Source organism: Frankia torreyi (assembly GCF_000948395.1).
Lineage (GTDB): Bacteria > Actinomycetota > Actinomycetes > Frankiales > Frankiaceae > Frankia > Frankia torreyi.
The window spans coordinates 107,190-124,439 of the sequence record NZ_JYFN01000004.1 but is presented as its reverse complement, the minus strand read 5'-3'; the positions used below and the strand labels follow the sequence as shown (position 1 = coordinate 124,439).

General features: G+C 74.9%; 12 protein-coding genes and 1 pseudogene. 3 read left to right on the top strand and 10 right to left on the bottom strand.

Going from position 1 to position 17,250, the window contains the following annotated elements; genetic code table 11:
• Nucleotides 1-138: 138 nt before the first annotated feature.
• Together FF36_RS37055 and FF36_RS04040 are read left to right on the top strand one after the other, a co-directional pair.
• On the top strand, nt 139-1,875 hold the full coding sequence (locus FF36_RS37055; protein WP_044883607.1) for a UDP-N-acetylmuramate--L-alanine ligase: 1,737 nt from the start codon (nt 139-141) through the stop codon (nt 1,873-1,875).
• A 116-nt stretch (nt 1,876-1,991) separates the two neighbouring features.
• Complete coding sequence (locus FF36_RS04040; RefSeq protein WP_044883606.1) at nt 1,992-2,579, top strand: nitroreductase/quinone reductase family protein; 588 nt, start codon at nt 1,992-1,994, stop codon at nt 2,577-2,579.
• A gap of 78 nt (nt 2,580-2,657) precedes the next feature.
• On the opposite strand, the gene murG is transcribed toward FF36_RS04040, so the two are convergent.
• The 10 genes from murG to mraZ all read right to left on the bottom strand — a co-directional run bounded on the left by murG (nt 2,658) and on the right by mraZ (nt 15,815).
• Nucleotides 2,658-3,788 carry an undecaprenyldiphospho-muramoylpentapeptide beta-N-acetylglucosaminyltransferase gene (gene murG / locus FF36_RS04035; protein WP_044883605.1) on the bottom strand — a complete coding sequence of 377 codons (1,131 nt, stop codon included), beginning with the start codon at nt 3,786-3,788 and terminating at the stop codon, nt 2,658-2,660.
• A gap of 3 nt (nt 3,789-3,791) precedes the next feature.
• The gene (gene ftsW / locus FF36_RS04030; RefSeq protein ID WP_044883604.1) at nt 3,792-5,351 is read right to left on the bottom strand and encodes a putative lipid II flippase FtsW; all 1,560 of its coding nucleotides are present in this window, start codon (nt 5,349-5,351) and stop codon (nt 3,792-3,794) included.
• A gap of 2 nt (nt 5,352-5,353) precedes the next feature.
• Nucleotides 5,354-6,763, bottom strand: a complete 1,410-nt coding sequence (gene murD / locus FF36_RS04025; protein WP_044883603.1) for a UDP-N-acetylmuramoyl-L-alanine--D-glutamate ligase — start codon at nt 6,761-6,763, stop codon at nt 5,354-5,356.
• A gap of 4 nt (nt 6,764-6,767) precedes the next feature.
• The gene (mraY, locus tag FF36_RS04020; RefSeq protein ID WP_044883602.1) at nt 6,768-7,835 is read right to left on the bottom strand and encodes a phospho-N-acetylmuramoyl-pentapeptide-transferase; all 1,068 of its coding nucleotides are present in this window, start codon (nt 7,833-7,835) and stop codon (nt 6,768-6,770) included.
• A gap of 49 nt (nt 7,836-7,884) precedes the next feature.
• On the bottom strand, nt 7,885-9,288 hold the full coding sequence (locus tag FF36_RS04015) for a UDP-N-acetylmuramoyl-tripeptide--D-alanyl-D-alanine ligase (RefSeq protein WP_044883601.1): 1,404 nt from the start codon (nt 9,286-9,288) through the stop codon (nt 7,885-7,887).
• A complete protein-coding gene (locus FF36_RS04010) occupies nt 9,285-10,874 on the bottom strand; it encodes a UDP-N-acetylmuramoyl-L-alanyl-D-glutamate--2,6-diaminopimelate ligase (protein ID WP_370657159.1) in 1,590 nt (529 codons plus the stop codon). Before FF36_RS04010 ends, FF36_RS04015 begins: the two co-directional genes overlap by 4 nt.
• Before the next feature lie 136 nt (nt 10,875-11,010).
• Nucleotides 11,011-13,233 carry a peptidoglycan D,D-transpeptidase FtsI family protein gene (locus FF36_RS04005; RefSeq protein ID WP_044883599.1) on the bottom strand — a complete coding sequence of 741 codons (2,223 nt, stop codon included), beginning with the start codon at nt 13,231-13,233 and terminating at the stop codon, nt 11,011-11,013.
• Nucleotides 13,230-14,144 (bottom strand): cell division protein FtsL, encoded by a 915-nt coding sequence (ftsL, locus tag FF36_RS31375; RefSeq protein ID WP_052680934.1) that lies wholly within the window; start codon nt 14,142-14,144, stop codon nt 13,230-13,232. The genes FF36_RS04005 and ftsL overlap by 4 nt, the downstream gene beginning before the upstream one ends.
• On the bottom strand, nt 14,141-15,118 hold the full coding sequence (rsmH, locus tag FF36_RS03995; protein WP_044883598.1) for a 16S rRNA (cytosine(1402)-N(4))-methyltransferase RsmH: 978 nt from the start codon (nt 15,116-15,118) through the stop codon (nt 14,141-14,143). Before rsmH ends, ftsL begins: the two co-directional genes overlap by 4 nt.
• 265 nt (nt 15,119-15,383) lie before the next feature.
• Nucleotides 15,384-15,815, bottom strand: coding sequence for a division/cell wall cluster transcriptional repressor MraZ (gene mraZ / locus FF36_RS03990; protein ID WP_044883597.1), 432 nt, complete (start codon nt 15,813-15,815; stop codon nt 15,384-15,386).
• A gap of 447 nt (nt 15,816-16,262) precedes the next feature.
• Here mraZ and FF36_RS03985 point away from each other — a divergent pair.
• Nucleotides 16,263-17,210, top strand: a pseudogene (locus FF36_RS03985) (AAA family ATPase); the annotation flags it as partial.
• Nucleotides 17,211-17,250: the final 40 nt, after the last annotated feature.

The following is a 17,250-nucleotide window of genomic DNA, read 5'->3' as shown; positions in this document are numbered from 1 at the left end:
CTTCCGTCAGATCACCTCCGGCGATCTTCCAGGCACGCCAGCGCTCCCCTCGGCGATTCGCGGGGGGGCCTGGACGGTTCGGGGGGCGCGATCAAGGGGGAGCGTGGTGGGGCGGGGGCGTGATGGTGTACTGCCTGCGTGACCCGTCAGCGCACCCAGCACGTCCATTTCCTCGGCATCGGCGGCGCCGGCCTGTCGCCGCTGGCCCAGATCCACCTCGCCGGCGGCGGGGGGGTCAGCGGCAGCGACGCCGAGGACTCCCCCCGCGTGGCGACCCTGCGTGCCCGCGGAGTGCCCGTCCGCGTCGGACCCGCGCCGACAGCGGAGGCGATCGCCGCCGAACTCGCCGGGGTGGATGTCGTGGTCGCCTCCAGCGCCCTCGCCGACGATCACCCGGAGATCGTCACCGCCCGGTCGCTGGGCCTGCCGGTCCGCCGCCGGTCCGAGTGGCTACCGGAGCTGACCGCGGGTTACCGGCTGGTCGCCGTGGCGGGCTCGCACGGCAAGTCGACCACCTCGGCGATGTTGACCCTGGTGCTGCGCGCGGCCGGGCTCGATCCCACCGCCGTCATCGGCGCGGAGGTCTCCCAGCTCGGCGGCAACGCCCTCGCCGGCTCCGGCGACGTGTTCGTGCTGGAATCCGACGAGTACGGCGGCGCGTTCGCCGGCCTCGAACCCGCCATCGCCGTGATCACCAACGTCGAATGGGAGCACCCGGACATCTTCCCGGACGAGGCGTCGGTCCGGGCCGCCTTCACCGCGTTCGCCCGGCGAGTGCGCCCCGACGGCCGGCTGGTGGTCTGCGGGGACGATCCGGGGGTGGCCGCCGTGCTCGCCGAGCTGCGCCGGCAGGCGCCGTCCGCGTCCGCGCCCGTGCTCGACTACGGCTTCGGCCCCGATCGTCGGTGGCGCGCCGTGGACGTCGCCACCGCGGTCGGGGACGACACGGCCCGCGCCGTCATCCTGCACGCCGGCCAGGAGATCGGCACCCTGACGCTGGCGGTCCCCGGCCGGCACTCGCTCCTCAACGCACTGGCGGTCCTCGCGGTCGCCACCGAGCTGGGTGTCGCGCCGGCGCAGACCCTCGCGACGCTCGCGACCTACACCGGCGCGGCCCGCCGCTTCGAGTTCGTCGGCTTCTGGCGCGCCGGCACGCCCGATCCCGTCACCATCCCGGCCGCCCCGAGGCCACCCGACACGACGCCAACGGCGGCCGCCGGCACAGCAGCCGGGGCCACACCGCCCGACTCCGCCCTCCCCCGGGCCGTACCCTCGGCCGCGGGCGCGCCGGCGGCGGCGACCGCGCTGGCCCCCGCGCCCGGCCTCGGCCGGTCGGCTGCCACACCGGCCCAGACCGGCACGCCCGCTGCGCGATCGCAGCTCCGGCCGGCGGCCGCCGTCGCCGACCCGGTGGGCGGTCGGAGCCTGGAGATCATCGATGACTACGCGCACCATCCGACCGAGATCCGGCTGACGCTCGCCGCGGCCCGCTCCCGGGCCCGCGGCCGGGCGGTGTGGGCGGTGCTCCAGCCGCACACCTACAGCCGGTTCGCCGCGCTGCTCGACGGCTTCGCCACCGCCTTCGCCGACGCCGATCGGGTCTACGTCACCGACATCTACGCCGCCCGGGAGACCGATGACCTCGGCCGGCACCCGACGGATCTGGTCGAGCGGCTGGCCGGGCCCGCGGCGGTCGGCTACGTGCCCTGGCCGGAGCTGGTCGACCGGCTCGCCGCGGACGTCCGTGACGCGCTCGACGGCCCCGTCCCCGCCGCCCCGGCCGGCGGCATCCTGCTGCTCACCCTGGGCGCCGGGACGATCACCACGGTCGGCCCGCGGCTGCTGGCGGCACTGGACGAGCCGCCGGCGGGCTGACGCCGACGCGGCGGCACCCGGCCTGATCCTCCCGGCCGTGACGCTGCGTCGATGGTTGACTGCCGCAACACGCCCACCGCCGGCACGGCCGGCGGCGACCGGTGAGGATCAGGTAGATGTCCGACACTCAGGACCCGCGCAGCCCCGGCTTCGACATCCGGGCGGTCAACCAGACCGTGATCGCCGAATACCGGGCCACCGGCGGAGCACTGGAGAAGACGCTGCCCGGGTCCCGACTCGTGCTGCTGACGACGACCGGCCGGCACAGTGGGCGGGAACACACCACGCCGCTCGGCTACGTCACCGACGGCGCCCCCGGCACCGCGGCGGGCGAGAACCCGGCTGGCGACGAGAACCGGGCTGGCGACGCGGGCGACGAGGACCGGGCTGGCCGAGCGGCCCAGGTGGACGGTGCGGACCAGGCCGGCGGGCGCGGGCAGGCCGGCGGGCGCGGCCGCATCATCGTGTTCGCGTCCAACATGGCGGCCTCCCGGCATCCGGATTGGTATCGGAACCTCACAGCCAACCCCAAGGTCACCGTGGAGCTCGGCACCGCCCGGTTCGCCGCGGAGGCGTCCACCGCCACCGGGGCCGAGCGGGAGCGGCTCTACCAGGCACTGGTGGAGACGATGCCGGGCATCCGCGGCCACCAGGAGCAGGTCGAACGCGAGATCCCCGTCGTCGTCCTGGCCGCCCTGCGCTGACGGATCCCCACCGCCGACGGCGGCCCTCCGCGGGAGTCGCCCCGGGGTGGTGTTCCGCGCAGCCGCGTCACGCCTCCGTCAGGAGGCGGCGTGGCGGGGCCGGGACCGGCGCCGGGTCGCCGCCGCGTCGCGGACCATGGCGACGATCGCCGCGGCGGCCTGCGGGTAACCGCTGCCCGCGCACGCCGCCGACATCTTCGCCAGCCGCTCCGCCGAGGTGAGCACCGGCAGCACGTTCGCCAGCAGCCAGTCCGCGTCGAGTTCGGCGTCGTCGACGAGCAGGCCGCCGCCGGCCTCCACCGTCGGCAGGGCGTTGCGGCGCTGCTCGCCGTTGCCGTGCGGGAGCGGCACGTAGGCCGCCGGCAGGCCCACCGCGGCGAGTTCGGCGCAGGTCATCGCACCGGAGCGGCACAGCGTCATGTCGGCGGCGGCGTACGCGGACATGATGTCGTCCAGGTAGGGCCGCAGCTCGTAGGGAGCCGGCAGGCCGTGGGGCAGCGCCGCCGCGACCTCCTCGAAGTTCTTCGGTCCGGCCGCGTGCAGCACCTGGACGCCCGCGGTGGTCAGCGGGTGCGCCGCCGCGGTCATGACCTGGTTGAGGCTGCGGGCCCCCTGGGAGCCGCCGAAGACGAGCAGGGTCGGGCGGTGCGGGTCAAGCCCGTAGCGGGCCCGCGCGGCGCGGGCGGCGGCCGGCGAGCGGTCGAGGGTGAGGATCTCCGCGCGCAGCGGGATCCCGGTGAGGGTCGCGCCGCGCAGCGGGGTGCTCGGGTACGAGGTGGCGACGAACGGGGTGAACCGGGCACCGAGCCGGTTGGCCATCCCGGGCAGCGGGTTCGCCTCGTGGACCACGATCGGGATGCCGCGGCGCCGGGCGGCGAGGTAGGCCGGCACCGACACGTATCCGCCGAAGCCGATGACGACGTCCGCCCGGACCCGGTCCAGCGTCGCGCCTGCCTGGCGCACCGCGTCGACCAGGCGGACGGGCAGCTTCAGCAGCGCCGGCGTGGGCCGGCGCGGCATCGGTACCTTCGGCACCGTCGCCAGCTCGTAGCCCCGGGCCGGCACCAGGCGCGCCTCCAGGCCGGTGGCCGTGCCCAGCAGGGTCAGCCGCGCCCGCGGCTCGGCGGCGCGCAGGGCGTCCGCCACGGCGAGCGCGGGTTCGACATGGCCGGCTGTCCCGCCGCCGGCGAGCACTACGCTTCGCAACATCGCTCAAGACGATGACACATCGGGCCGGCCCACGGACAGCCCGGTACCGGTCGCTCGCCCACCGGTGCCGGGTGCTATGTCGGGACCGTCGACGGGCACGAGCTCCAGGTCGGGTCGGCGGGCGCGGCGGGCGCGGCGGCCGGGCAGCCGCGGCCGCCGGCGCACACCGGCGCGCTCGGCCCGGGCCGCGCGGCGCTCCTCGGCCCGTCGGGCCAGGTACTTCGCCGCCGCCGGCTCCGAGCGGGCGAAGGACAGCAGCATCCCCAGGGCGGCGAGGGTGGGCAGCAGCGCGGACCCGCCGAAGGACACCAGCGGCAGGGTGACGCCGGTGATCGGCAGCAGGCCGACGACCGCCCCCATGTTCACCACCGCCTGGACGATGATCCAGGCGGTGACGCCGGCGGCGGCCAGCCGGACGAACAGGTCGTCGGAGCGGTGGGCGATGCGCAGGCCCGCGTAGCCGAGCACGCCGAACAGCCCGACCACCACGAGGCTGCCGACCAGCCCCAGCTCCTCGCCGATGATCGCGAGGATGAAGTCGGTGTGCACCGCGGGCAGCAGCTCCGGCCACTTCGCCCGGGAGGCGCCGAGCCCGTCCCCCCACCAGCCGCCCGTGGACAGCGCGTAGATGCCCTGGACGGCCTGGAAGCCGTCACCGTTGGCGTCGGCGAAGGGGTCGGTGAACGACAGCAGCCGCCGGATCCGGTAGGGCTCGACGACGGCGAGCACCGTCGCCGCGATGATCATCGAACCCATCACGGCGCCGTAGAAGCGCTTCGGGGTGCCGATCACCCACAGGATGGTCAGCGGGACGACCGTCACGCAGATCGCGCCGCCGAGATCCGGTTCGAGCAGCATCAGCAGGTCGATGAACAGGAACACCGGCACGAGCGGGACGAACAGGTGCTTCGGGTCGGACAGCCGCCGCCGCTTGCGCACCAGCAGGTCCGAGCACCACAGCACCAGCGCGATCTTCGCCAGCTCGCTGGGCTGGATGGTGATCGGGCCGACAACGATCCACTGCCGGGCACCCCCGCGCACGCTGCCGATGCCGGGGACGAGCACGGCCATGAGCAGCAGCACCGTGCCGGCCAGCAACGGGTAGGCCAGGGCGCGGAAGGCCCGCACCGGCAACCGGCTGGCCGCGACGACGATCGGCAGGCCGATGCCCACCCAGATCGCCTGCCGGATGAACAGCGTGTACGCCGAGCCGAACAGGGCGTAGGAGCGCACACTCGACGCCGAGAGCACCATGACCAGCCCGAGCAACAGCAGCAGGCCGGCCGAGGACAGCAGCAGGTAGTAGGAGGCCAACGGCCGGTCGAGCAGCGGCACCCGCAGTTCGGCGGTTTCTCTGTCCACCGGGCCGTCGTCATCGCCGGCCGGCGCCTCGCCGCGGGCGCGGCCCGGGCCGCGGGCCGACGCCCTGCCCGAGCCCCGCCCCTGCCCCCCGTCACGGCCGTCTCGAGCGTCTCGAGCGTCTCGGCCGGACCGGACGGATCGGCCGGCGATCGGCCGCACCGACAGCCCGGTAGAGGGCGACACCGGCCTTGAACCAGCCACGGCTACCCCTCTCGTGCGCGCACCGCCTCGGCGAACAGGTCTCCGCGGGCCGCATAGTCGCGGAACATGTCCATCGAGGCCGCGGCCGGCGCGAGCAGCACCGTGTCACCGGCGCGCGCGAGCGCCGCCGCGGCCTTCACCGCATCGTCCATGCCGGCGGCCCGTTCGACGGGGACATCGGGGGCGTGTCGGGCGAGCGCGACGGCTATCTCGTCGGCGCAGCGGCCGATGAGCACCGCGCCGCGCAGCACGCCGCGGGCGTCGCGGACGAGCTCGTCGAACTCGAGGCCCTTGTTCAGGCCGCCGGCGATCCACACGACCGACGGGTAGCCGGCCAGCGAGGCGGCGGCGGCGTGCGGATTGGTCGCCTTGCTGTCGTCCACCCAGCGGACGCCGTCGATCACGGCGACCTCGGCGTTGCGGTGGGCACCGGCGCGGAACTCGGCGAGCGCGGCGCCGATCGCCGCGGGGTCGACGCCCTCGGCGCGGGCGAGCGCCGCCGCGGCCAGCGCGTTGGAGATCAGGTGGGGGCCGGCGATGCGCAGGTCGCGCACGGCGACGAGCCGGCCGCCGCCGAAGGCGCGGTCGACGAGGTGACCGGCCTCGACGGTCAGCCCCGGGGCGGGGCGGGCCGCAGGGTCCCGGCCGAACAGCACGCGGCGCCCCGGCGCCTGCGCGAGCAGCCGGGTACTCGCCGCGTCGTCGGCGTTGCCGATCGCGATCGTCGCGGGATGGCGCCAGATCCGCGCCTTGGCCTCGGCGTAGGCGTCCGCGCCGCCGTGCCAGTCGAGGTGGTCCGGCGCGACGTTGAGCACGGCCGCGGCCAGCGGGGCCGCGGTGTGGGTGTAATGGAGCTGGAAGCTGGACAGCTCGACGGCGAGCGTGTCGTAGGGCGGCTCGGCGGCGACGGCCTCCACGATCGGCGTGCCGATGTTGCCGGCGGTGGTCGCGCGCCGACCCCCCGCGGCGAGCATCGCCCCGAGCATCTCGGTGGTCGTGGTCTTGCCGTTCGTGCCCGTCACGGCGAGCCAGCGGGTGGCGCCGCGCCAGCGCCAGGCGAGCTCGACCTCCCCCCACACCGGCACCCCCGCCGCCGCCGATCCGATGATCAGCGGCGCGGTCGGCGGGACGCCGGGCGACGTCACGACGAGCCCCGCCCCACCGGGATCCGCCGGCAGGCCGCCGAGCTCCACCGTCGCCCCGAGCGCCCGCAGGTCGGCGGCGGCCGCTCGGTGCCGCTCGGTGTCGCCGGCGTCGACGACCCGCACCCGGGCGCCGCGGCCGAGCAGCGCCCGGGCCGCGGCGAGCCCCGACACCCCCACCCCGACGACCAGCACGGGCAGCCCCGTCCAGGTGCGCGGCTCCGCTGCGGTCACGGGGTCAACCGCCTCCGTGGGGCCAACCGCCGTCATGGGGCTAGCCACCTCCGTGGGAGAGGAACTCGGCGTAGAACAGGCCGAGCCCGAAGGCCACCGCGAGGCCGGAGACGATCCAGAACCGGATGATCACCGTTGTCTCGGGCCATTCGGCGAGTTCGAAGTGATGGTGGATCGGCGCCATGTTGAACACGCGTTTCTTCGTCGCCTTGAAGAACGCCACCTGGATCATCACCGACAGGGTCTCGATGACGAACAGGCCGCCGAGGACGACGAGCAGCAGCTCGGTCCGGCTGACGATGGCGATGCTGGCGAACGCGCCACCGAGCGCGAGCGAGCCGGTGTCCCCCATGAAGATCTTCGCCGGGCTGGCGTTCCACCACAGGAAGCCGAAGCAGGCCCCCATCGCCGCCGCCGCGACCAGCGCCACGTCCAACGGGTCGCGCACCGCGTAGCAGCCGGCCGGCGAGTCCCCCGGCTCGCACAGGTTGCCGAACTGCCAGAACGAGATGACCACGTAGGCGCCGAAGACCATCGCCGACGTGCCGGCGGCGAGGCCGTCGAGGCCGTCGGTGAGGTTCACCGCGTTCGACGTCGCGGCGATGATGATCCACGCCAGCAGCGGGAAGGCGATGATGCCGACTGACAGGGACGTGTCGCGCACGATCGAGATGTACGTCGACCCCGGCAGCAGCCCGGCATGGTTCTTGAACCGGACCGCGAGCAGGCCGAACGCGATCGCGACCGCGGCCTGGCCGGCGAACTTCATCCGGGCGGTGAGCCCGAGGCTGCGCTGCTTGCGGATTTTGATGTAGTCGTCGAGGAAGCCCACGACGCCGAGTCCGGTCATCACCAGCAGGACGAGCAGACCGGAGGCGGTGAAGCCGATCCCGGTGACCAGGTGGGCGAGGAAGTAGCCGACCAGCGTCGCCACGATGATCACGGTGCCGCCCATGGTGGGCGTGCCGCGCTTGGTCAGGTGGCTCGACGGGCCGTCCTCGCGGATCTCCTGCCCGTACCCCTGCCGGCGGAAGAACCGGATCACCCAGGGCGTACCGAGCAACGACACGACCAACGCGACCATGGCCGCGATAAGAACGCCTCTCACGCGTGTGTCACCCGCGCGTGTCCGCCCCGGTGCACCCAGCGGTCCGTTCTCATGCCCCCTCGATCCCGGCGCCGACCACGCCGAACCTCGTCACCACGTCCTCGGCGACGCGCTCCAGTCCGTAGGACCGGCTGGCCTTGACCAGCACGACGTCGTCCGGCCGGGCGAGCGCGACCACCATCGCCACCGCCTCGTCGGCGTCCGCCACCCACCGCGACTCGCCGTCCCAGGAACCCTCCAGCGACGCCGCCAGGTGGATGCGCCGGGCCGCCGGCCCCACCGCGATCACCTGGTCGATCCCGAGCCGGACGGCGAGCCGGCCGAGCGCGTCGTGCGCGTCGTCGGCGGCGTCGCCGAGCTCTCCCATGCCCCCGAGCACCGCGATCGCCCGGCCCACCCCGCGCATGTCGACCAGGGTCGCCAGGGCGGCGCGCATCGACTCGGGGTTGGCGTTGTAGGCGTCGTTGACGACGACGACCCCGGCGGCGGTCCGGGTGACCTCCATCCGCCAGCGGCTGCGCGCCCGCGCCGCGCCGAGCGCCGCCGCGGTCCGCGTGGGGCTCAGGCCGAGGCGCAGGGCGACGGCCGCCGCGGCGAGGGCGTTGGGCACCTGGTGCGTGCCGACGAGGCCGAGGGTGACCCGGTGGCGCTCGCCGCCGGCGAGCAGGTCGAACGAGGCGTGCCCCAGCGGGTCGACGCGGACGTCGGCGCCGCGCACGTCCGCCGCGGCGTCCTCGCCGAAGGTGATGACCTCGCCACGCGCCCGCGGCGCCATCGCCGCCACCAGCGGGTCGTCGGCGTTGAGGACGACGGCGTCGCGGGCGGCCTCGGCGAGCTCACCCTTGGCCGCGGCGATGCCGAGCCGGCCGTCGGCGTACTCGCCGACGTGCGCGCTGCCGACGTTGAGCACCGCCCCGACGGACGGGCGGGCCACCGCGCACAGGGTGGCGATGTGCCCGAGGCCGCGCGCGCCCATCTCCAGCACGACGAACGCGGTGTCCGGTTCGGTGCGCAGCAGGGTCAGCGGCAGGCCGATCTCGTTGTTGAACGACCCGGGCGCGGCCACGGTCGGGCCGAGCTCGGCGAGCAGGTCCGCGAGCAGATCCTTGGTCGTGGTCTTGCCCGCCGAGCCGGTGACGGCGACGATGGTGGCGCGGGCGATGTCGCGCACGTGCGCCGCGAGGGCGGCGAGGGCGGCGGACGGGTCGGCCACGACGACCGCCGGCACGCCGAGCGGCCGGGCGGCGAGCACCGCCGGCGCCCCCGCGGCCACCGCCGCGGCGGCGAAGTCGTGCCCGTCGGAGCGGGCGCCGACCAGGGCGACGAACAGCGTGCCGGGGCCGACCTGGCGGGAGTCCACGGCAACGGCGCCGACCACGGCGGCCGGGTCGGGGACCGCGTCGAGGCGTCCGCCGGTCGCCGCGGCGACCTCGGCGAGGGTCAGCGGGATCATCCGCGCGCCGCCGCGTCCAGCGCCGCCCGCAGCACCGCCCGGTCGTCGAACGGGGTCACCAGCCCGGCCTGCTCCTGCCCGGACTCGTGCCCCTTGCCGGCGACGACGACGGCGTCCTGCGGGCCGGCGGCGGCGACGGCCGCGGCGATCGCGGCGGCCCGGTCCGGCTCGACCAGCACCCGGCCCGCCGCGCGCGCGGTGGCCGGCACCCCGGCGAGCATCGCGGCGATGATGTCCGCCGGGTCCTCCGAGCGCGGGTTGTCGTTGGTGAGGATCGCGAGGTCGGCGAGCGTGGCGGCGGCGGCGCCCATGAGCGGGCGCTTGCCGCGGTCACGATCCCCGCCGCAGCCGAGCACGATGATGATCCTGCCCTTCACCAGGGGACGGACGGTCGCCAGCAGCGTCGTGACCGCGTCCGGGGTGTGCGCGAAGTCGACCAGGGCCAGGAACGGCTGGCCGGCATCGACCCGCTCCATCCGTCCCGGCACGCCGGGCAGCGAACCGATCCCGGCGGCCGCGACGGCCGGATCCACCCCGACCGCCACGAGCAGCGCCAGCGCGCCCAGCGCGTTGGCGATGTTGAACAGCCCGGGCAGCGGGACGGACAGCTCCACCCGCTCGCCGCCCGGCCCGGCGGCCAGCAGTTCGCTGCCGGTGGGGCCGGCGGTGATGTCGCGGGCCGTCCAGTCGGCGGGGCCGTCGACGGCGAAGGTGACCGCGTCCGGGCGGCGGGCCGCCAGCCGCCGGCCCCACTCGTCGCCCACGCCGATCACCGCGGCCGCCGCCCGGCCGGGCGTGAACAGCGACGCCTTCGCCTCGAAGTAGTCCGCCATCGTGGGGTGGAAGTCGAGATGGTCCTGGCTGAGATTGGTGAACAGCGCCCCGGCGAAGTGCAGCGCGTCCGCCCGGTGCTGGGCCAGCGCGTGGCTGGAGACCTCCATGGTGGCGGCGTCCACGCCCCGTTCGACCATGGTCGCCAGCAGCGCCTGCAGGTCGCTGGCCTCCGGGGTGGTGTGGACGCTGGCCAGGCGGTCCCCGGCGATGCGGGTCTCCACCGTGCCGACCAGCCCGGTGGTGTGGCCCGCCGCGCGCAGCCCGGCGTCGAGGAGGAACGCGGTCGTCGTCTTGCCGTTGGTCCCGGTGACGCCGAGCAGGCGCAGCGCCGCCGACGGGTCGCCGTGGACGCGGGCCGCCACCGGGGCGAGGTCGCGGCGCGGGTCCGCGCTGACGAGCACCGGCAGCGCGGCCGCCGGCCCGCCCGCGGCGGCGATCCGCCGCGCGCCCTCGGCGTCGGTGAGCACCGCCACCGCGCCGCGGGCGATCGCGGCGGCGGCGAAGTCGGCCCCGTGCACGTGCGCGCCCGGCAGCGCCGCGTAGAGGTCGCCGGGCGCCACCCGGCGGGAGTCGTGGGTGACGCCGCGCACCACCGCGTCCAGGCCGGGTCCGGCGGGCGCCGCGGCGTCCGGACCAGGGCCGACGGGCGGCGGGGCCGGCGGGAGTGGGAGTTCCGCGGCCGTGAGCACCGCGCGCAGATCAGCCAGGCCGCACGCCGTCGGGGCGGCCGGTCGGGGTGCCGGTGGGGTCACGCTGACGACCTTAGTGGGAGCAAGCTCGGCCATCGGCAGGGGCGCCCGGGCTTGGCGGTGGTCCACCGAATGCCGCAGGTGGACCGGTCCCGCGCGGCTTGTCCAGCTCTCCGAGTTCCTTGTTGCGATTCCAGTGCTACTTGTCCAGATCGAGGACGAGCGGCGACGGCTTCGTCGTCGGCTGCGGCACGCCGAGGGTGGTCAGGGCGAAGCTCATCACACCCTGGAACACCGGCGCGGCGACCTGCCCGCCGAAATACCCCTTCTTCGGGTTGTCCAGGACGACCTCGACGACGACCTTCGGGTCGTCGGCCGGCGCGAAGCCGATGAACGACGAGGTGTAGCCCTCGTATCCGCCGTGCACCGGGTCCGGCCGGTACGCCGTGCCGGTCTTGCCGGCCACCCGGTAGCCGGGGACCTCGGCGAGCGGCGCGGTGCCCTCGTTCGTCGCGACCGTCTCCAGCATCCGGCTCAGCGTCGCCGCGGTCTGCGCGCTGATCACCCGCTGGCCGGGGGGATGGGGGGTGACCTGGACGGTCCCGTCCGGGCCGGTGACGGCGTCGACAAGCCGGGGGGTGACCCGCACGCCGCCGTTGGCGACGGTGGCGTAGACCGACGCCATCTGCAGCGCCGTCGCCGACATGCCCTGCCCGTAGGAGATGGTCGCGGCCTGGCTGCCCGACCAGTCCTTCGCCGGTGGCAGCAGGCCGGTGCCCTCGCCGGGAAAGCCCAGCCCCGTCTTCGCGCCGAGACCGAAGGCGCGAAGCGCCTGCTCCAACGCCGGCCGGCCGACCCGCTCGGCGATCTCCACGGTGCCGATGTTGCTGGAGCGGGCCAGGACCCCGGCGGTGGTCAGATGCTCGACGCCATGCTCCTCGGAGTCCTTGATGCGCACCCCGCCGCGGATGATGGATGGCGGGATGGTCAGCGGCGTCTCCGAGGTGATGAGCCCGCGGTCGAGCGCGGCGGCCATCGTGATCACCTTGTTGACGCTGCCGGGCTCGTAGGCGTCCCGGGTCGAGCGGTTACCCAACGCCGGCTGGTCCCGCGGAGTGATGTTGCGCGGGTCGAACTCGGGCGCGTCGGCCATCGCGAGGACGTCCCCGGTGCGGGGGTCCATCACCACGACCGTGCCGCCGTCGGCCTCGGAGGATCGCACCGCGTTGGCGATGGCCTGCTGGGCGTTCCACTGGATGTCACGGTCGAGGGTGAGCCGCAGCGCCGAGCCGGGGACGGAATCGCGTTGCCGGCCGTGTCCGGAGGGGATCTCGATGCCCTCCGGGTTGGCCTCCAGCACGCGCTGGCCGTCGGTTCCCCGCAGCACCTTGTCGTACTCGAGCTCGAGGCCGCCGGCGCCTTCCAGCACGTCCCCGTCGCCGCGCCGCATGAACCCGACGACGTTGGCCGCCAGCGGACCGGCCGGGTAGGTGCGGCCGCGTTCCTCGGTGATACCGATGCCGTGCAGCTCCAGGGCGCTGACCTTCTTCGCGACGTCGGGGTTCAGTCCGCGGGCGAGGTAGACGAACTTGATGTGCCTGGTCGGGTCCGTCAGCAGCTTCGTCAGCCTGGCCGCGCTGTCGTCGAGCACGGGGGCGAGCTTCGCGGCGGTCGCGCCGATGTCCCTGACGTTCGTCGGGTTCGCGTAGACCGCGCGCAGCTCGACGTGCTGGGCGAGGGTGTGGCCGGACCGGTCGGTGATGGCGCCGCGCACCGCGGGCAGCACGATCGTGCGCAGCCGCTCCTTCTCGGCCTGCGCCGCGTAGGTCGACGCGGAGAAGCCCTGGAGCTGGGTCAGTCGCAGCGCGAGAATGCCGAGCAGCGCGCACATGAACACGATCGTCACCCGCAGCCGCCGCCGCGGGCTGCTCAGCCGGTAGTTGCGCCGGACCGGGGGACGCGGTGGCCGGCGGCCACCGCCGGCCCGCCCGCTGCGGCCCCGGCCGGGCGCAACGGCACCGTCGTAGTCGTAGGCACCGTCGTAGTCGTAGGCACCGTCGTAGTCGACGGCCTCGTCATAGCCAGCGGCGTCGGCGTAGTCGCCAGCACCGTGGTCGCGGTAGCGGCCGTCGTGCCCGCGGGCGCCACCCGCCCGGCCTCGTCCCCGGGTGCCCCCCCGGGCCGTGCCGCTCCCGCCCCGACGCGCCCGCGGATGCTCCTGCGCACCGCGGGGCCGGGCGGCCCGCTGGCCCGACCTGCTGGGCGGGCGACCCGGATCGTCGTGATCCCGGTCGTCCGCCGGGCCCCGAGCCGTGTCATCATCGCGGCGCAACCGGCCGCCGTGCACGGAGGCCGGCGGCGGTGTCACCAGCCGTAGCCGTCCGCGCCCGCGCCGGGGTGAGCCGGAGAGGGCGGAGCTCACTGCGCGGGCCCACCCCGGTCAGCGCCGGCCGTGCCGGTCGAGGTCGCCGTGCCCGACTGCGCCCCGGCGCCCAGCCCGCTGCCGCCCGTGCCCGGGACCGGCGCGGTCCCCGAAGCCGGCTGCTGCGATCCCACTGCGGCGCCGGCCGCCGCGCCGCTCGTGCCGGCCGCGGTGGCGCCCGCGGCGCCGGGCACGGTCGTCTCCGCGCCGATGGCAGCGCCCGCGGTCCCGGTGGTGCTGGCGGCGGTGCCCGCGGCACCGGCGGTAGCCGCGCCGGTGCCGGCAACCGCCGTCGTGCCCGTCCCGGACCCGGCTGCGCCCGTCCCGGACCGGGCTGTGCCCGCGCCGGCCGGAGGCTGCTGGCCCGCCGGTGCGGGCACGATCACCAGGACCGAACCGCTGCCCGGCTCCCGGGACAGCACCCGCGCGCCCGGCGGCAGTGGGGTACCCGGCGCGAGGTACTCGGGCACCCCGCCGGGCACCATGCCGAAGCGGCTCGCCTGGGCGGCCAGCGCTGCCGGGTCGGAGAGCTGGTCGGCCCGCACCGCGAGCGACTGTTCTTCGTCCGCCAGGGCGGAAGCCCGGTTACGCAAGGTGTTCTCCTGGAACGAGTTCTCCATCAGCGCGAGGTTGAGCCCCAGCAGACCCAGCAGGCCGGCGCCGAGCATGACCAGCAGCAGGACGACGAACGGCCCCTTGCGAGCCCCCGTCGGGGCCGGGCGAACCACCGTGAGCCGCGTCCGGGCGGGGGCCCGCCGCAGCGGGGGGTCGAGGATCGGAGCCGTCGCCGCGGCGGTGCGCACCGCCGCGGCACCCGGCACCCGGGCCGCGCGGGCGCCGGGGGGCGGGCCACCGGCGCGGCCGGCGCCGCCCCGCCCCGCCCGGGAAAGCGGCTGCGCGGGAGCGGTCACGATGCACCTCCGGTGGTGGGCTGGGCACGGTCCGGGTTCGGAGCCGTGCGTTCGGCGGCCCGCAACCGCACGGACGCCGCCCGCGGGTTGTCGGCCTTCTCGACCTCGCTCGCCGGTTCCGCGCCACGGGTAAGCCAGCGCAACCGCGGCTCGGCGCCGGCCGGCACCACGGGCATGTCCGGCGGCACCAGCGTCTCCGCGTAGCCGCGCAGCTCCCGCTTGACCAGCCGGTCCTCGAGGGAGTGGTAGGACAGCACGACGAGCCGGCCGCCGACGGCCAGCGCGTCGAAGGCGGCGGGCAACGCCCGGGCGAGCACGTCCAGCTCGGAGTTGACCTCGATGCGCAGTGCCTGGAAGGTGCGCTTGGCCGGATTGCCGCCGGTGCGTCGCGCCGGCGCCGGGATGGCGTCGCGGACGAGGTCGACCAGCCGCGCCGAGGTGGTGAACGGCTCGACGGCGCGGGCCCGGACGACCGACTCCGCGATGCGGCGGGCGAACCGCTCCTCGCCGTAGTCCCGCAGGATCCGCGCCAGCTCGGCGGCGTCATAGGTGTTGAGGACCTCGGCGGCCGTCCGGCCGCGGGTGGCGTCCATCCGCATGTCCAGCGGCGCGTCCCGCGAGTAGGCGAACCCGCGCGCGTCGGTGTCGAGCTGCAGCGACGAGACCCCGAGGTCGAACAGGACCCCCTGGACCCGCGCGGATCCGAACCCGGCGAGGACCGTGCCGATCTCGTCGTAGACGGCATGGACGAGCCGCACCCGCTCGGGTGCGAGTGCTCGCAACCGCTCACCGCTGTGCGTCAGGGCGTCGAGATCGCGGTCGAGACCGACGACCCGGACCTCGGGGAAGGCGACGAGCAGGGCCGCGGCGTGCCCGCCGAGCCCCACCGTGGCGTCCACCACCACGGCTCCCGGCCTGCTCAGGGCCGGGGCCAACAGTTCCAGTACGCGGTCGGTCAGCACAGGCGTGTGCATGGCGTTCAGCGCTGAGCCTCCCTCGACCGCTCGTGGACCTCGTCTTCAGATGTGCTGACGGGCTAGTCCGGTACGGCGGCATCCCGAGCAGGACGCACGGGCACCGCCGGTGCGGCGGAATCCGCACGCGGGACCGCCGGGTGTGGCCAACCCCGTACGCTCCCCGCCGTGCCGGCCGCCGGGGAAGGGGCGGCCGGAGAGGCGGGTGCGGGCGTGGGCCGGAACACATGTTCCGGGCATCCGGATCGTGAGATCCCAGGGCAGCTCAGATAACTCCGGGCAGGACCTCCTCGGACAGCTCGGCGAAGCTCTCCTCCTGGCTTTCCAGGTAGGCCTGCCAGCGCTGGGCGTCCCAGATCTCGACCCGGGTGTTCGCCCCGTTGACGACGCAGTCGCGCGTCAGCCCCGCGTAGGTGCGCAACGGGGTGGGAATGGTGATCCGCCCCTGCCGGTCCGGCGCGTCGTCAGCAGCCGAGGAGAAGAACACCCGGCTGTAGTCACGCAGCGCCTTCGCCGTGACCGGGGCGGTGCGCAGGGACTCGCTGATCCGGGTGAACTCCGCCATCGGGAAGACGTACAGGCATCGTTCCTGCCCTTTCGTGATCACAAGCCCCCCCTCCAACTCGTCGCGGAACTTCGCGGGCAGAGTCAGCCGCCCTTTGTCATCCAGCCGTGGTGTGTGGCTGCCGAGAAACACCGGCAACCTCCCTGCCGCTGCGGGGAAGACAGCGCCAGATCACCCCGCGACGGTCAACCGTTAGCTCCTGCCCCCCACTGCGCGCCACTCTACTCCACTGCCCCCCACCCGACACCCCCTCAACACCCCGCGCCACCCCACCGAAACCACTCCGACATCAGGCGCGCGTGATGCCCAGACAAGGACTGGTATAAACCCGCAGAAATTGGTAGGAAAGTCCCCTAACTGCGAGGGTCGAACGGCTCCCCCCCCACGCGCCGACCGGGGCTCGGCGGGNGGGGGGCCCGCTACCTGGTACCCCCACCCGCCGGCCCGGTCTCGCGCAGGTTTCCTTGACCACGGTGGCCTGCACGGCCGCTGTGGATGTCACACTCGGGAGGGGGACGGGTTTCGTCGGGGCCGGCTCCGCGCAGCCCGAAAGCCCGACGCCCGGAGGGGGGCCAACTAGTGGTGACCGACCCAGGTCTGCTCCACTGGCGTGACCCGGTGGCCGACATCGGCCACCTTGCCGAGATCGCCGACCGGGTCCGGGCGCGCGTCGAGACGGTCATCGACGGCAAGTCCGAGGCGATCACCACGGCGCTGGTGGTCCTCCTCTCCGAGGGTCACCTGCTCATCGAGGACGTCCCCGGGGTGGGCAAGACCATGCTCGCCAAGGCCCTCGCCCGTTCCATCGACGCCCGGGTGCGGCGCATCCAGTTCACTCCCGACCTGCTGCCCAGCGACGTCACCGGCGTCAGCGTCTACAACCAGGGCACGCGGGACTTCGAGTTCCGCCCCGGCCCGGTGTTCGCCAACATCGTCGTCGGCGACGAGATCAACCGGGCCGAACCCAAGGCGCAGTCCGCCCTGCTGGAATGTATGGAGGAGCATCAGGTCACCGTCGACGGGGTCACCTATCGGCTGGAGTCGCCGTTCATGGTCATCGCGACCCAGAACCCGGTGGAGATGGAGGGCACCCGGGCGCTGCCCGAGGCGCAGCGGGACCGCTTCACCGCGCGCATCTCCATGGGCTATCCCTCCCCCGCCGCCGAGATGGCGATGCTCGACAACCACGGCAACGCCAACCCTCTGACGGGCATCACCCCGGTCACCGACGCCGCCGAGATCGCTCGACTGATCTCCCTGGTGCGCACCGTGCACGTGTCTCCCGAGGTGCGGCACTACATCGTCGACCTCGTCGGCGGGACCCGGGTGCATCCGGAGATCGCGCTCGGAGCGTCTCCCCGGGCGGCGCTGCACCTCATCCGGGCCGCGCGCGCCCGCGCCGCGCTGGACCAGCGCGCCTTCGTCCTGCCCGACGACGTGCAGGAGATGGCCATCCCGGTGATGGCGCACCGCCTGCTGCTACACCCGGAGATCATGCTCTCCGGCGAGCCCGGCACCGAGGTCGCCNCCCGGATTCTGACCGAGGTCCTGCACCGGATCCCCATTC

Coding starts and splice junctions, on each gene's coding strand:
- FF36_RS04040 (WP_044883606.1), top strand. CDS start 1,992: ATGTCCGACACTCAGGACCCGCGCAGCCCCGGCTTCGACATCCGGGCG.
- murD (WP_044883603.1), bottom strand. CDS start 6,763: ATGACGGCGGTTGGCCCCACGGAGGCGGTTGACCCCGTGACCGCAGCG.
- murG (WP_044883605.1), bottom strand. CDS start 3,788: ATGTTGCGAAGCGTAGTGCTCGCCGGCGGCGGGACAGCCGGCCATGTC.
- rsmH (WP_044883598.1), bottom strand. CDS start 15,118: ATGCACACGCCTGTGCTGACCGACCGCGTACTGGAACTGTTGGCCCCG.
- FF36_RS04015 (WP_044883601.1), bottom strand. CDS start 9,288: ATGATCCCGCTGACCCTCGCCGAGGTCGCCGCGGCGACCGGCGGACGC.